Origin of the sequence: Pseudomonas sp. OG7 (assembly GCF_014192825.1) — a bacterium.
GTDB classification, from domain to species: domain Bacteria; phylum Pseudomonadota; class Gammaproteobacteria; order Pseudomonadales; family Pseudomonadaceae; genus Aquipseudomonas; species Aquipseudomonas monteilii.
Genome location: NZ_JACHYK010000003.1, coordinates 221,853 through 236,927 on the forward strand (window position 1 = coordinate 221,853; position 15,075 = coordinate 236,927).

The 15,075-nt window shown below is 63.4% G+C and carries 12 protein-coding genes; 1 reads left to right on the plus strand and 11 read right to left on the minus strand.

What is annotated here, in order from left to right; genetic code table 11:
- Positions 1-20: 20 nt before the first annotated feature.
- The 3 genes from FHW75_RS09180 to pmbA form a co-directional block, all read right to left on the minus strand.
- Positions 21-1,397 (minus strand): lyase family protein, encoded by a 1,377-nt coding sequence (locus tag FHW75_RS09180; protein ID WP_183673528.1) that lies wholly within the window; start codon positions 1,395-1,397, stop codon positions 21-23.
- Positions 1,390-1,791, minus strand: a complete 402-nt coding sequence (locus FHW75_RS09185; RefSeq protein ID WP_019099451.1) for a hypothetical protein — start codon at positions 1,789-1,791, stop codon at positions 1,390-1,392. The genes FHW75_RS09180 and FHW75_RS09185 overlap by 8 nt, the downstream gene beginning before the upstream one ends.
- 126 nt (positions 1,792-1,917) lie before the next feature.
- Positions 1,918-3,264, minus strand: a complete 1,347-nt coding sequence (gene pmbA, locus FHW75_RS09190; protein WP_019099450.1) for a metalloprotease PmbA — start codon at positions 3,262-3,264, stop codon at positions 1,918-1,920.
- Positions 3,265-3,372: 108 nt separating this feature from the next.
- Between pmbA and yjgA the strand changes: the two genes are divergently transcribed.
- Positions 3,373-3,894 carry a ribosome biogenesis factor YjgA gene (gene yjgA, locus FHW75_RS09195; protein ID WP_016713148.1) on the plus strand — a complete coding sequence of 174 codons (522 nt, stop codon included), beginning with the start codon at positions 3,373-3,375 and terminating at the stop codon, positions 3,892-3,894.
- Between the two features lie 35 nt (positions 3,895-3,929).
- On the opposite strand, the gene tldD is transcribed toward yjgA, so the two are convergent.
- The 8 genes from tldD to mreB all read right to left on the minus strand — a co-directional run bounded on the left by tldD (position 3,930) and on the right by mreB (position 15,049).
- Complete coding sequence (gene tldD, locus FHW75_RS09200; protein ID WP_025753788.1) at positions 3,930-5,369, minus strand: metalloprotease TldD; 1,440 nt, start codon at positions 5,367-5,369, stop codon at positions 3,930-3,932.
- 2 nt (positions 5,370-5,371) lie between these two features.
- Positions 5,372-6,223: a carbon-nitrogen hydrolase family protein gene (locus FHW75_RS09205; protein WP_019099449.1), complete on the minus strand. Its 852-nt coding sequence runs from the start codon at positions 6,221-6,223 to the stop codon at positions 5,372-5,374.
- An 8-nt stretch (positions 6,224-6,231) separates the two neighbouring features.
- Positions 6,232-10,053 (minus strand): YhdP family protein, encoded by a 3,822-nt coding sequence (locus FHW75_RS09210; RefSeq protein WP_183673530.1) that lies wholly within the window; start codon positions 10,051-10,053, stop codon positions 6,232-6,234.
- A gap of 82 nt (positions 10,054-10,135) precedes the next feature.
- Positions 10,136-11,593, minus strand: a complete 1,458-nt coding sequence (gene rng, locus FHW75_RS09215) for a ribonuclease G (RefSeq protein ID WP_016713152.1) — start codon at positions 11,591-11,593, stop codon at positions 10,136-10,138.
- Positions 11,594-11,647: 54 nt separating this feature from the next.
- Positions 11,648-12,259 carry a nucleoside triphosphate pyrophosphatase gene (locus FHW75_RS09220; protein WP_019099447.1) on the minus strand — a complete coding sequence of 204 codons (612 nt, stop codon included), beginning with the start codon at positions 12,257-12,259 and terminating at the stop codon, positions 11,648-11,650.
- A gap of 33 nt (positions 12,260-12,292) precedes the next feature.
- Positions 12,293-12,781: a rod shape-determining protein MreD gene (gene mreD / locus FHW75_RS09225; protein WP_016713154.1), complete on the minus strand. Its 489-nt coding sequence runs from the start codon at positions 12,779-12,781 to the stop codon at positions 12,293-12,295.
- The gene (mreC, locus tag FHW75_RS09230) at positions 12,781-13,785 is read right to left on the minus strand and encodes a rod shape-determining protein MreC (RefSeq protein WP_025753791.1); all 1,005 of its coding nucleotides are present in this window, start codon (positions 13,783-13,785) and stop codon (positions 12,781-12,783) included. Before mreC ends, mreD begins: the two co-directional genes overlap by 1 nt.
- A gap of 226 nt (positions 13,786-14,011) precedes the next feature.
- Positions 14,012-15,049 carry a rod shape-determining protein MreB gene (gene mreB / locus FHW75_RS09235; RefSeq protein WP_003255163.1) on the minus strand — a complete coding sequence of 346 codons (1,038 nt, stop codon included), beginning with the start codon at positions 15,047-15,049 and terminating at the stop codon, positions 14,012-14,014.
- Positions 15,050-15,075 lie beyond the last annotated feature (26 nt).

Here is a 15,075-nt window from a genome sequence, read left to right on the forward strand (position 1 = left end):
TCCTGAGCGGCGACGCAGTGTCAGATACCGCCAGCGGTGAGTTTTTCCGGGTCCAGCAGTGCTTCCAGCTGGTCGCGTGACAGGTCGGTGTGCTCCAGCGCCACGTCGATGATCGGGCGGCCCTGCTCGTAGGCGGTCTTGGCGATTTCGGCGGCCTTGAGGTAGCCGATGATCGGGTTCAGCGCAGTGACCAGAATCGGGTTGCGCGCCAGGGCTTCCTTGAGCTTGCCCTCGTTGACCCTGAACGTGGCGATGGCCTTGTCGGCCAGCAGACGGCTGACGTTGGCCATCAGCTCGATGCTTTCCAGCAGGTTGCGGGCGATCACCGGCAGCATCACGTTCAGCTCGAAGTTGCCGGACTGGCCAGCGACAGCGATGGTGGCGTCGTTGCCGATCACCTGGGCAGCAACCATGGCGGTGGCCTCAGGAATCACCGGGTTGACCTTGCCAGGCATGATCGAAGAGCCCGGTTGCAGGCCTTGCAGCTCAATTTCGCCCAGGCCGGCGAGCGGGCCGGAGTTCATCCAGCGCAGGTCGTTGGCGATCTTCATCAGCGCCACAGCAGTGGTCTTGAGCTGGCCAGACAGCGCCACGGCAGTGTCTTGCGAGCCGATCAGGGCAAACAGGTTCTGGCCCGGGGTGAACTCGACCTGGGTCAGGCCGCTGAGCTGGCGGGCGAAACCGGCCGCGAACTGTGGGTGGGCGTTGATGCCGGTACCCACGGCCGTGCCACCCTGGGCCAGCGCCTGCAAGCTCGGCAGGGTCGCCTCGATGTGCGCCTTGGCAGCGTTGATCTGCGCGGCCCAGCCATCAAGCACCTGGCTCATGCGCACCGGCATGGCGTCCATCAAGTGGGTACGGCCGGTTTTCACGTACTGATGCACCTGCACCGACTTGGTCTCGATCACCTGCACCAGGTGGCTCAGGGCCGGAAGCAGTTGTTCGTGCAGGGCCAGTGCAGCACTGACGTGAATGGTGGTCGGGATGATGTCGTTGCTGCTCTGGCCACAGTTGACGTGGTCGTTGGCGTTGACCGCATCACCCAGTACACGGCTGGCCAGGGTGGCGATCACCTCGTTGGCGTTCATGTTCGAGCTGGTGCCGGAGCCGGTCTGGAACACATCCACCGGGAAGTGCTGGATGAAGTCCTCGGCCAGCAGTTGCTCGACCGCCTTGACGATGGCATTGCCCTGCGCGACAGACAATTGCTCCAGCTCGACGTTGGCCTTGGCGGCAGCCGCCTTGGCCAGCAACAGCGCGCGAATGAACTGGGCCGGCATGCGCTGGCCGCTGACCGGGAAGTTGTCGACCGCGCGCTGAGTCTGGGCACCGTACAGGGCCTGGGCCGGCACCTGCAGTTCGCCCATGCTGTCACGCTCGATACGGGTATCACTCATCATCAAATCCTTGCATCAGTTCATCGGGAGAAATCGACGGCAGCAGGCGGCAATTGGCCAACTGCAGGGCGTAGGGCTGCCAGCGCTGGTTCTGTTCCTGGCGATCGAGATTGCGAAGGTCCAGCAAGGGGCGCCAGGCCTGGTCCAGGCACAGGCAGCGCCAATGCCAGGGCAGCATGCGGTCGCAGGCGGTATCCAGTAACAGGCGCAAGGAGGTCAGGGCCACCGTCCATGGCGAAGTCTCGGTGCAGCACACCAGGTAGCGGCCCTCGGCCAGGTAATGCTCGATCAGGCGCGGCTCGTCGGGTTCGAGCGCACAGCGGATGCGCCGGCTGAGCCAGCGCCAGTTTTCCAGGTAGGGCAGTTCGCGGAGGACGGGTTTCATGAACATCATCGCCGGGTTACTGGATAATGATATTCATTATTAGGTGATAAATAGAATCACTTCAAGAAAAAGGTGATGAAACAAAAACCCGGCGCAGGGCCGGGTCTTCTGATTTGCCAAGGTATCTGGAACGAATCAGCTACCTGCGACAGTCATTCGCTCGATCAGTACCGAACCCGTGTGAATGTTGCTACGGGTTTCGAGATCACTCCCGATCGCGACAATTTGCTGGAACATATCCTTCATATTGCCGGCAATGGTCACTTCCTGCACCGCGTGCTGGATCTCGCCGTTCTCAACCCAGAACCCTGCCGCACCACGGGAATAATCCCCGGTCACCATGTTCAGGCCATGCCCCATCAGCTCGGTGACCAGCAGGCCACGGCCCATGCGGCGGATCAGTGCTGCCTGGTCTTCGACACCATGGCTGACGTACAGGTTATGCACGCCACCGGCGTTGGCAGTACTTGGCAAGCCCAGCTTGCGCCCGGAATACGTGCCCAGCAGGTACGACACCAGCTCGCCTTTGTCGACGAACGGCTTGGCATAGGTGGCCAGACCGTCACCATCGAATGCGGCGCTGCCCAGCGCTCGCGGAATGTGCGGGCGCTCGTCGAGGGTTAGCCAGGAGGGGAACAGGCGCTGGCCAATGGTCCCTTCAAGGAATGACGATTTGCGGTAAAGATTGCCGCCGGAAATGGCCGAGAGGAAGCTGCCGAACAGGCCGCCGGCCAGCTCGGCGGAAAACAGCACCGGCACCTCGCAAGTGGGCACCGGGCGCGCGCCCAGGCGGCTGGCGGCACGCTGGGCAGCGCGTACACCGATACTGCGCGGATCGGCGAGCAGGTTGCCTTGGCGGTTTACGTCATACCAATAGTCGCGCTGCATCTGGCCGTCGCCTTCGGCGATCATGACGCAGCTCAGGCTGTGCCGGGTCGAAGCGTAGCCCCCGATGAAGCCATGGCTGTTGCCATACACGCGGCAGCCCTGGTGGGTATTGAGGGTGGTGCCATCGGCATTGAGGATGCGCGGGTCGGCATCGAACGCCGCAGCCTCGCAGGCCAGGGCCATCTCGATGGCCTTCTCGGGCTCAATGTCCCAGTCGTGATAAAGGTCCAGGTCCGGGATGTCCCGGGCCATCAACGCGGCGTCCGCAAGGCCCGAGCATTCGTCCTCGGAAGTATGCTTGGCAATGGCCAACGCCGCAGCGACGGTTTCGCGGATCGCGTCCGGGCCACTGGCCGAAGTGCTGGCCGAACCTTTGCGCTGGCCAACGTAGAGGGTAATGCCAAAGCCCTGGTCGCGATTGAACTCAACGGTCTCGACCTCACGCTGGCGTACCGTGGTGGACAGGCCCTGCTCCAGCGACACGGCCACTTCGCAGGCACTGGCCCCTTGGCGGCGAGCCTCGGCGATGATTGCCTCGACCTGCTCCTGCAATGCTGGCAGGTCTTTCGGACCTACGCTCTGGACTGCACTCATGGTTCTCTCCACTCAAATTCTGCGTTCGGCGAGGGTCATTCTACGACCGGGCCGGACAAGCGGCCCCCGACTGGTTATCATGGCGGCGATTTCTAGCGGACTGCCACCATGGTTGATTCAAACGACGACGCCTTCGACGGCGAAAAAAGCAAAACCCAGATCAAGCGCGAACTGCATGCGCTGGTCGAACTTGGCGAGCGCCTGACCACGCTCAAGGCCGATACCCTGGCACGCCTGCCGTTGACCGACGAGCTGCGCAAAGCACTGGCTGAAGCCAGCAAGCACACCGCTCATGGCGCCCGTAAGCGCCACATGTCGTTCGTCGGCAAGCTGATGCGCGTACAGGACCTGGATGCCATCCACGCCTTGCTCGAACAGATGGACAGCTCGACTCGCCAGTACAACGAGCGATTCCACAACCTGGAGCGCTGGCGTGACCGGCTGATCGACGGTAACGACGAAGACCTCGAGCGTTTCGTCAACGAGTACCCCGAAACCGATCGCCAGCAAATGCGTTCGCTGGTGCGCCATGCTCAACACGAAAAGGCCCGGAACAAGCCACCTGCCGCTGCGCGCAAGGTGTTCAAGTACATCCGCGACCTCGACGAGTTGCAGCGCGGGTTGCGCTGAACCCTTGGGGGCCGCTTTGCGGCCCCCAAAAGCCATCACGCCCCGGTACCGCCCACGGTAATCGCATCCAGCTTCAAGGTAGGCTGCCCTACCCCCACCGGCACCGACTGCCCGTCCTTGCCGCATGTGCCCACTCCGCTGTCCAGCGCCAGGTCGTTACCGACCATCGACACCCGGCTCATCGCCTCAGGACCATTGCCGATCAGGGTTGCGCCTTTCACAGGTGCAGTAATCTTGCCGTCTTCGATCAGGTAGGCCTCACTGGTCGAGAACACGAATTTGCCGCTGGTGATGTCCACCTGGCCGCCGCCCAGATTGGCGCAGTAGATCCCTTTTTTCACCGATGCGATGATTTCTTGCGGATCGCTTTCGCCAGCCCGCATGTAGGTATTGGTCATGCGTGGCATCGGCAGGTGTGCGTAGGATTCGCGGCGCCCGTTGCCGGTCACCGCCATGCCCATCAGGCGTGCGTTCAGCTTGTCCTGCATGTAACCCTTGAGCACCCCGTTCTCGATCAACGTGGTGCACTCGGTCGGGGTACCTTCGTCATCGATGCTCAGCGAACCACGGCGGCCCTCAAGCGTGCCATCGTCAACGATGGTGCACAGGCTCGATGCCACTTTCTCGCCGATACGGCCGCTGAAAGCCGAACTGCCCTTGCGGTTGAAGTCACCTTCCAGGCCATGGCCGACGGCCTCGTGCAACAGCACACCCGACCACCCCGAACCTAACACCACCGGCAAGGTACCGGCCGGAGCCGGAATCGCTTCCAGGTTCACCAGGGCCTGACGCAGCGCTTCACGGGCATAGCCCATCACGCGCTCTTCAGTGAAGAAGCGGTAGTCGGTACGCCCGCCACCGCCCTGCCCGCCGCGCTCGCGGCGGCCGTTCTGCTCGACGATGACGCTGACGTTGAAGCGCACCAGCGGACGCACGTCGGCAGCCAGGCTGCCATCGGCCGCCGCAATCAGGATACGCTCCCAAACCCCGGCCATGCTCACACTGACCTGCTGAATTCGCGGGTCCAGGGCACGGGTGGCGGCATCGACACGCTTGAGCAGCTCGACCTTTTCGGCACGGCTCAGTACATCCAGCGGGTTGTCCGCCGCATACAGGGCCGTGACGTCCTGGCTGCGGAAGGCCTGCACCGTACCGTTTTGACCGGCACGGGAAATGGAACGGGCGGCGCGCGCCGCCGAGGTCAGCGCCTCGAGGTTGATTGCATTGCTGTAGGCGAACCCGGTCTTTTCACCGGACTGGGCACGCACGCCCACGCCCTGGTCGAGGTTGAAACTGCCCTCTTTGACGATGCCGTCTTCCAGGGCCCAGGTTTCCGAGATCTGGCCCTGGAAATACAGGTCGGCGGCGTCGATGCCGGGGCCAGCCAACTCACCCAGCACGCTCTGCAGGCTGTCCAGGGTCAAGCCGCCTGGGGCCAGGAGCTGCTCACTGACGGTGGATAACATCTGGCTCATAGTCACTCCGCGGTGTGCGCAGGCCGCAACGCGCCCTGCGAGAAAAAGCGCCGGTGCGATACCACCGGCATGCGCGCCCGAATGGACGCTTGTTCTTCAATGTCGCGCTCGGCAAGCAGTACCGCTTCGCCTTGCGCCTGTTCTGCAACGATGCGCCCCCAAGGGTCGACAATCGCCGCATGCCCATGGGTTTCCCGTGGGCCTGGGTGGGTGCCTCCCTGCGCCGCAGCCAGCAGGTAGCACTGGGTCTCGATGGCTCGGGCGCGTACCAGTACCTCCCAATGGGCCGCGCCTGTCACTGCCGTAAAGGCAGCCGGCGCAGTGATCAGCTCCGCGCCGGCAGCACGCAGTGCGCTGTACAGCTCGGGGAAGCGCAAGTCGTAGCACACGCTCAACCCCAACCGCCCGACCGGCGTGTCAGCCACCACCACCTGAGCACCATGGGCGTAGTCGTCCGACTCACGGTAACGGCCACGGTTGTCGACAACATCCACGTCAAACAGGTGCAGCTTGTCATAACGTGCCGCGATCTCGCCGTGTTCATCGATCAACAGCGAGCAGGCATGGGCCTTGGCCTCGGGCTGGCCGACCGGTGGCAAGGGCAAGGTACCGGCAACAATCCATAACTTGAGGTCACGGGCGGTGCGTTTCAACCATGGCAGGATCGGCCCTTCACCCAACGCTTCGGCACGGCCGATGGCAGCGGCATCCTTACGGCCCATGGCAGCGAAATTTTCTGGCAGCACGGCCAGCCGTGCGCCGCCCATCGCGGCCTGCTCCAACAGGGCACCGGCACGTTGCAGGTTGGCCAGCACATCGTCCTGGCTGACCATCTGGATTACCGCTGCCTTCATGGGCACTCCTAGCGGGATTTCTCGAAAGGTTTCACAAAGGTGATTCTAGGCTCTTTAACCGGTCCTTCGACACGGTAGTGCACACTGGCAAAGCGCGAAACACGGTCACCGATCAACCGATCGACCAGGAACAAGGCGCCACCTACGGCCGGCGCGCCGACAATCAGTGCCGCCAGCGGCAGGTTGTTGGTCACCGGCAGGCTGACCTGCAGGTTGGCATCAATCCGGTCGCGCACCATGTCCAGGGTCCCATCCAGCTCGAAATTGCTCGACGGGCCGGTCACGCTGATGGGCTCGCGGGTCACATACACCCCGTCACTGGCCACCAGCAGGCCCTTGACCCGGTCATAGGCCAGGCCTTTCTCGAACAGGTCGGAGAAGTCCAGACGCAGGCGTCGGCCAATGGAGTTGAAGTTGAGCAGGCCGAATACCCGCAACGCCTGGGCGCTGCCTTCAACCTCGACGAACTGGCCGGTACGCAGTGCCGCGTCCATGCTGCCCGAGAAGCGCTCCAGCCCGACCGCAGCCGGCGAACCCGGCCAGCGGCCATCCACATCCAGGCGGAAATCGCGGCTGGTCACGGTCGGGGCAAAGCCCCAGGCCTTGAGTACATCGGCCAGGTTCTTGCCGTCCAGGCGCCCTTTGTACCAGCTGCTGGTCTTACCCGTTTCGCCTTCCCAGCCACCGCCGCCGTCGATACGCAGGCCTTTGAAGTCGAGGTCGATATCACTGGCGCTAACACCACGCGCGGTGGGTCGCAACTTGATCGATGCACTGCCGAACAAGTCGTCGCCGCGGTACAGCTTGTCGATGCTCAGGTCCAGCGCCGGGACCTTGCGCGGGTCGAACGAGGCCAGCGGATCGGGGCCATCCTCAGCTTTCGCCTGGGCAGGGTCGGCCGCCGGCAAGCGCAAGGTTTGCATGCGCACCACCATGGGCGATCCTTTGGCATCCGGCACGCGTGCGTTACCTATCACTTCCTTGCTGTCAAGGCGCAGGTCCCAAGCCTGGCCGCCTCGTGCCAGCCTCACCACTGCCTGATTCAGGTCCATGCCAAAGGCTTTCAACTGGCCAATGCTCAGGTCTACGCTTTGCAGGTTTTGCCGCGCGCTGCCACCGGGGTCGTCACCCGCCAGGCGCGCTGCCTGCTCTTGCCAAGGTGCCAGGTCCAAAGCCTCCAGGCGGCCACGTACCCGCAGGCCTTGACCGGCCGGCAGTTGAGCGTTACCGGCGCCGAGCAGCAACTCACCGCGCCCCTGGGCCAGTGCGTTGGCCGGCGCGGCATAGGCAAAGCGGGCAAGGTCGGTGTAGACAGCATCGAAGCGACGCTCCGGCCCCTGCAGGCTCATACTGAAACGGCTGTCGCGGGTATCCGCCACCGTTTTGCCGAACGGTGCCGGCAGGTCGATCGCCAGGCCCTTGAGGTTGGAGGTGACGCTCAGGCTGTTTTCCCGGCTACCCAGGCTGACCTGTAGCTGGTAAGGCAAGTCGCCGGAGGCCGGCAGGGCCTGCTTGAACTGCAGCCACTCGGTCAACGCCTTGAGCGACACCTGGCCATTGGCATTAATGCGGGTCTGCATCTGGCCAGCCTGGCCTTCAGCAGTGATTTGCGCCGTTACCGGCTTGCCGAAGGCTTGCAGGCTGATGCCCTTGCCGCTCAGGCCTTTGTCGAAATCAAAGCTGAAATCACCCTTCAGGCGGTTCAACTCCAGGCTCGGCGGGGCGACTTTCAGGCGCGCATCGTTGGTGGCGAAGTCCACCTGTACTTTCGGTAGCGGCCCATGGGCCAAGGGGATATCGAGCTTGACCTTGCCCTTCAGCGGCCCTTCACCCTCCCAGCCGGCGAAAATCTCACCGGTACCGATTGGCGCTTCCTTGAGAATCTTCAGCCCATCGCCCAGGGTGCCGTCGAAGTCTCCATCCAGGTACAGGTGGCTGTGCTGATCACCGTCGACATGCGGTATATCGACCGTCACATCGCTGACCTTGGTGTCGAGCAGCACGCCGCGTTGGGCCTTGATGCGCACGCCGCTGTCCTCGATGAACACATCGCCATCCACGTGCTGCACCTGCGGCCAGCCAGGCTGGAAGTCCAGGGCGGCATCGCGCACTTTGAAGAACAGGCTGATACTGCGTGCTTCAGGAGCCGCGCCATGATTCAGCGAGCCCTGGTACTGGAAGTAGCCTTCATCCACCGTGCCCTTGACGATGGCGCTGCGCAACCACTCGTCGAGGGCCGGGCTGAGCACCTCGGGCAAGTACTTGGCGGTATAGCGCCCATCGCCTTCGGTCAGGCCGACGCGCAGGTCCATGTAGTCCTCGCGGCCTTCCTCGAACAACAGGCGAATCAGGAAATCACCGGCGATCTTGCCCTCTTCGCCAAGCACCTTGAGGTACGGCGCAATCAGGGTGAAACCGTCTTTGTCCAAAGCCCAGGTCAGGCGTGCATTGGCCTTCTGGTAGTGCCAGGGCTTGGCGAAGATCGGGTACAGATGCAGCATGAACGCCTCGGTATCCAACCGCAGCTCACCATGGCCCAGGTCACCGCTGATGCTGCCGCTGACGTTACCGGCAGCCGGGGCATTGTGATACGCATCGAAACCGACCTTTTCCAGGTTGGCCTCGAACTGCAGGCGTTTGTCGCCCTCGGCTTTCGGCCGGGCCTCCAACCGCACATTGCGCAGCGCGCCGGTGACTTTCAGGCCATCGACCACGGCCATGACTTTGTCAGGCAACGGCGCCAAAGCATCGATCAGCGGGGTCAAGGGCGTGAGATCGAGCCGGTCGGCCTGCACCCGCCAGTTTTCATCGGCTGCGTTCTCGCCCGGGCGCTGCTGCAACTGCAAGTGCGACTCCCAGCGGGCCTTGTCGATGTCCATGGCCAGGGAGTCAACCACCACATCGAAGCCTTGATCCCGGCGCTGGAACCAGGCGCCCAGGGCCAGGTTGCTCAGCGTGGCAGCTTTGCGCCCGGTATAGGCACCCCGCAGTTCAGGCGCATTAAGCCGCACCACAGCCTGCTGCAACTGCCCTTTTCGCCAATCGACCCAGAACTCCCCACCCGCCCGCAACGCGTCAGCTTGCCACTCACCGAGCAGGCGTGGTGGCAACCAGCGCGCCCAGTCACTTTGCGGCAGGCTCAGGTAGGCCTCCACCTGGCCATCACGCCAGGCCTTGGCTGACACACGGCTTTGCAGGTTCAGCGACAGAGGCTGGCCATCAGGCAAGGTGGCGCGCAACTCCAGCACTTGCCGCGAAGCACCCGCCTGCAGGCCGGCGCTGACATAGGTAAGGGTGAGCGGGTCACGCTGCCAGGGGTGCAAGGTGACCTGGCTGTCGAACACATCGACGCGGCCCAATTGACGCAGGCGCTGCAGCAGGTCGGCGGGGTCGAGTGGTGCATCGTCTTTTTTCGGCAGGCCTTCGAGGTTCCAGGCGCCCTGCTCGTTCTCGCGCAAGATCAGTTGCAGGCCGCCCAGCTGAATACGCGCCAGGCGCACTTCACGGGCGGCAAGGCTGGCCCAGACATCAGGCACCACCTTCACGTCATCCAAGCGCAACGCCGTAGCGCCTTCGCCCAGTTGCAGGTCGCGCACCCGCAGCACCGGAGCCAGCCCGCTCCAGCGGCCCTCGAGGGCACCGACATGCACCGGCAGGCCCAGCGCCTGCTCGGCCTTGCTTTCCACATCGGCGCGGTACTCGGCCACCAGCGGCACCAGTTCGCGACCGAGGCTGACATACAGCGCCACCAACACCGCCAACAGGGCGCATAAGCCCAGCCCCCAGCGGGTCAAGGCGACAAGAACGCGGGTCAGACGTCCCATGGCCATGGCCCTCCAAGTCGTTTATCCATGATGGCTGGTAGCGGCAGTTTTGCCAGCCCGACCATCCTGCGGCGTGTTCTGGAAAGCCTCAGAGCAGCACCACGTCGTATTGTTCCTGCGAATACATCGACTCAACCTGGAAGCGAATGGTTCGACCGATGAAAGCCTCCAGCTCAGCGACGTTGCCAGACTCTTCATCCAGCAGGCGGTCGACCACCTTCTGGTTGGCCAGTACACGGTAGCCCTCAGCCTGATAGGCTCGGGCCTCACGCAGGATCTCTCGGAAGATCTCGTAACAAATGGTCTCGGGGGTTTTCAGTTTGCCGCGCCCCTGGCAGGCCAGGCACGGCTCACACAGCACCTGCTCCAGGCTTTCACGGGTGCGCTTGCGGGTCATCTGCACCAGGCCCAGCTCGGTAATACCGATGATGTTGGTCTTGGCGTGATCGCGCTCCAGCTGTTTTTCCAGGGTGCGCAGCACCTGGCGCTGGTGCTCTTCATCTTCCATGTCGATGAAGTCGATGATGATGATGCCGCCGATATTGCGCAGACGCAGTTGCCGGGCGATGGCGGTGGCGGCTTCCAGGTTGGTCTTGAAGATGGTCTCTTCCAGGTTGCGATGGCCGACGAACGCGCCGGTGTTCACATCGATGGTGGTCATCGCTTCGGCCGGGTCGACCACCAGGTAGCCACCCGACTTGAGCGGCACCTTGCGCTCCAGCGCACGCTGGATCTCGTCTTCAACGCCGTACAGGTCGAAGATGGGGCGCTCGCCCGGATAGTGCTCGAGGCGGTCGGCGATTTCCGGCATCAGCTCGCCAACGAACTGCGTGGTTTTCTGGAAGGTTTCCCGCGAGTCGATACGGATCTTCTCGATCTTCGGGTTGACCAGGTCGCGCAGCGTGCGCAGGGCCAAGCCCAGGTCTTCGTAGATAACCGTGGGCGCGCCGCAGGTCTTGATCTGGGTGCCAATCTGCTCCCACAGGCGACGCAGGTAGCGGATGTCCTGCAGAATTTCTTCAGCGCGTGCGCCTTCAGCGGCGGTGCGCAGGATAAAGCCACCGGCATCTTTGATGTTTTCGCTTTCCATGCAGCCGCTGACCACCTGCTTGAGGCGATCACGCTCGGCTTCGTCTTCGATCTTCAGCGATATGCCAACATGGCTGCTGCGGGGCATGTACACCAGGTAGCGCGAAGGGATCGACAACTGGGTGGTCAGGCGCGCACCCTTGGTGCCGATCGGGTCCTTGGTCACCTGCACTACCAAGGCCTGGCCTTCGTGGACCAGGGCGGTGATGTTCTCTACCGCCGAGCCTTCGCGCTGGGAAATTTCCGAGGCATGGATGAACGCTGCGCGCTCCAGGCCGATGTCGACGAAGGCCGCCTGCATGCCTGGCAGCACGCGCACCACCTTGCCCTTGTAGATATTGCCAACAATGCCACGGCGCTGGGTGCGCTCGACGTGCACCTCCTGCAGTACCCCGTTTTCCACCACCGCCACGCGTGACTCCATCGGGGTGATGTTGATCAGGATCTCTTCACTCATGGCCGGCTCTCGTCAAAGGTCTTTTGTAATGATGGATGGCGTATGCATTGCTGGCTACCGCAGGTTTGTTACCTCTGGCGTATGCGCCGGCGATTGCCAGCAGGCAACGCCGAACTGGCCAAGCAAATCGGCCGTTTCGCTGAGGGGCAGGCCGACCACCGCCGAGTAGCTGCCGGACAGGCCAGTGACGAACACCGCGCCCAGGCCCTGGATGGCGTAGCCACCCGCCTTGTCCGCCGGTTCGCCGCTGGCCCAGTAGCGCTGCGCTTCATCGTCGCTGATCGCACGGAAGCGCACCTGGCTGGTGACGCACAGGCTTTGAACGCGCTGGCCATCGGTGAGGGCGACGGCGGTCAGTACCTGATGCTCGCGGCCTGACAGGTCGGCCAGCATGGCCAAGGCATCTTCGCGGCTTTCCGGCTTGCCGAGAATACGACCATCGAGCACCACGGCGGTGTCTGCGCCCAGGACGACAGCCGTTCCCTCGACACTGGCCAGGCCGGCGGCAGCCTTGGCCCGGGCCAGGCGTTCGACGTAGGCCGGGGCGCTTTCGTCGGGCAGCGGGGTTTCATCGACGGGGGCACTGACGACGCTGAACGGCACACCGATCTGGGTCAGCAGTTCACGACGACGGGGCGAGCCGGAGGCCAGGTATAGCGGGTTCATGCAGACATCTCCCTGTCAGTGTCGACGTCGCCGTCAGTTGATATGCAAGCGTCGGCGCAGGTCGCGCAGGGCAAAGCTGATCCAAGGCCAGAGCAAGGCACTGATGACCGCCGACCAGACCAGCGCCAGGGTAGGCAGGCGATTACCGGTCAGTGCGCTGAGCCACAGCTGGATCAACTGGGCGATGCCGAAGATCACCAGGATGACCAGGCTCTGCTGCCACATGGGGAACATGCGCAAGCGCTGTTGCAGCGACAGCACCAGGAAGGTTATGAGGGTCAGGATAAGTGCGTTCTGCCCCAGCAAGGTGCCATACAGCACATCTTCGGCCAAGCCCAGCACGAACGCCGTGGTCATGCCAACCTTGTTCGGCACGGCCAGGGTCCAGAACGACACCAGCAAGGCCAGCCACATGGGCCGGAACACTTCCATGAACTGCGGCATGGGCGAGACGCTGAGCAGCAGGCCGATAGCAAAAGTCAGCCAGATGACCCAGCCGTTGTTGCGGCGCGATGCAGGCATCATTGCCTCCGGGTGTGAGCGGGTGCGGCAGGCGCGGCAGCCGGCGTGGCAGGGGCAGCAGCCGGAGCTGCTGGCTGAGCGGCCGGCGCGGCGGGTACGGCCGTCGTGGCCGGTACAACGGGCGCGGTGCTGGCTGGCACGCCCTGCTCGCCCGGGCTTACCGGCTGGCCAGGGGCCGAGGCGCCCTTACGGTCAGCTTCTTCCTGGGCGATAGCTGCATCGGTAGCACGCTGTTCCGGGGTACGCCGGTCACTGAACACCAGCAGCATGTAGCGGCTGCGATTGAGCGCGGCGGTGGGGATGGCGCGCACGATGGCGAACGGCTGGCCGGAATCGTGAATCACTTCGTTGACCGTGGCCACCGGGTAACCTGCCGGGAAACGCTGACCCATGCCGGAGCTGACCAGCAGGTCGCCTTCCTTGATGTCGGCGGTATCGGCCACATGGCGCAGTTCCAGGCGCTCCGGGTTGCCCGTGCCGCTGGCAATGGCGCGCAGGCCGTTACGGTTGACCTGCACCGGAATGCTGTGGGTAGTGTCGGTCAGCAGCAGCACCCGCGAGGTGTAAGGCATCAGTTCGACCACCTGGCCCATCAGGCCCCGGGCATCAAGCACCGGCTGGCCGAGGAACACGCCGTCACGCTCGCCCTTGTTGATCAGGATGCGGTGGGTGAACGGGTTGGGGTCGACACCGATCAGCTCGGCCACTTCGACCTTTTCGTTGACCAGCGCCGAAGAGTTCAGCAACTCGCGCAGGCGCACGTTCTGCTCGGTCAGGGCCGCCAGCTTCTGCAGGCGCCCCTGCAGCAGCAGGGCCTCGGTCTTGAGCTTTTCGTTTTCGGCGATCAGTTCGTTGCGGCTGCCGAACTGGCCGGCCACACCTTGCCACGCACGCTGCGGCAGGTCGGTGATCCAGTACGACTCCATCAGTACCACGCCCATCTGGCTGCGCACGGGTTTGAGCACGTCAAAACGCGCGTCGACAACCATCAACGCGACCGACATCACCACCAGAACGAGCAGGCGAACGCCCAGCGAAGGGCCCTTGGAGAAAAGCGGTTTAATGGGCCGTTCCTCGTGGACGACTCAGGAGGTCATTGGACATGGGACAACGCACCAGCCTGGTTGCGGGTTGACGGATACGGCGCCCTGAACGGGCGCCAGCCCAGCACATACAGGTAGCACTGTGCGTACTACCTGTAAACCGGGCGCTCGCGAACAGCAAGTGGGATCACTCGCTGGAGAGCAGGTCCATCGCGTGCTTGTCCATCATCTCCAGAGCGCGACCGCCACCACGGGCGACACAGGTCAGCGGGTCTTCGGCGACGATCACCGGCAGGCCGGTTTCCTGGGCCAGCAGCTTGTCGAGGTCACGCAGCAGCGCGCCACCACCGGTCAGCACCAGGCCACGCTCGGCGATGTCCGAAGCCAGCTCGGGCGGCGACTGCTCCAGGGCGCTCTTGACCGCCTGGACGATGGTCGCCAGCGATTCCTGCAGCGCTTCGAGCACTTCGTTGGAGTTCAGGGTGAAGGCACGCGGTACGCCCTCGGCCAAGTTACGGCCACGCACGTCGACTTCGCGCACTTCGCCGCCCGGGTAGGCAGTACCGATTTCCTGCTTGATGCGCTCCGCGGTGGACTCACCGATCAGGCTGCCGTAGTTGCGGCGCACGTAGGTGACGATGGCTTCATCGAAGCGGTCGCCGCCAACGCGGACGGATTCGGCATAAACCACGCCGTTCAGCGAGATGAGGGCGATTTCAGTGGTACCACCACCGATATCGACGACCATCGAACCGCGGGCTTCCTCAACCGGCAGGCCGGCACCGATGGCGGCAGCCATGGGTTCTTCGATCAGGAACACTTCACGGGCACCGGCCCCCAGGGCCGACTCGCGAATGGCGCGGCGCTCTACCTGGGTCGACTTGCACGGCACGCAGATCAGCACACGCGGGCTTGGCTGCAGGAAGCTGTTCTCGTGAACCTTGTTGATAAAATATTGCAACATTTTTTCGCACACGCTGAAGTCGGCGATGACGCCGTCCTTCATCGGACGAATGGCAGCAATATTGCCAGGCGTACGGCCCAGCATGCGTTTGGCTTCGGTACCGACGGCGACAACGCTTTTCTGGTTGCCATGGGTACGGATGGCAACAACCGAGGGCTCATTCAGGACGATACCGCGCTCACGCACGTAAATAAGGGTGTTGGCAGTACCCAGGTCGATGGAAAGATCGCTGGAAAACATGCCACGCAGTTTCTTGAACATGGGAAAGTGACCCTGGGGAAAGCGTG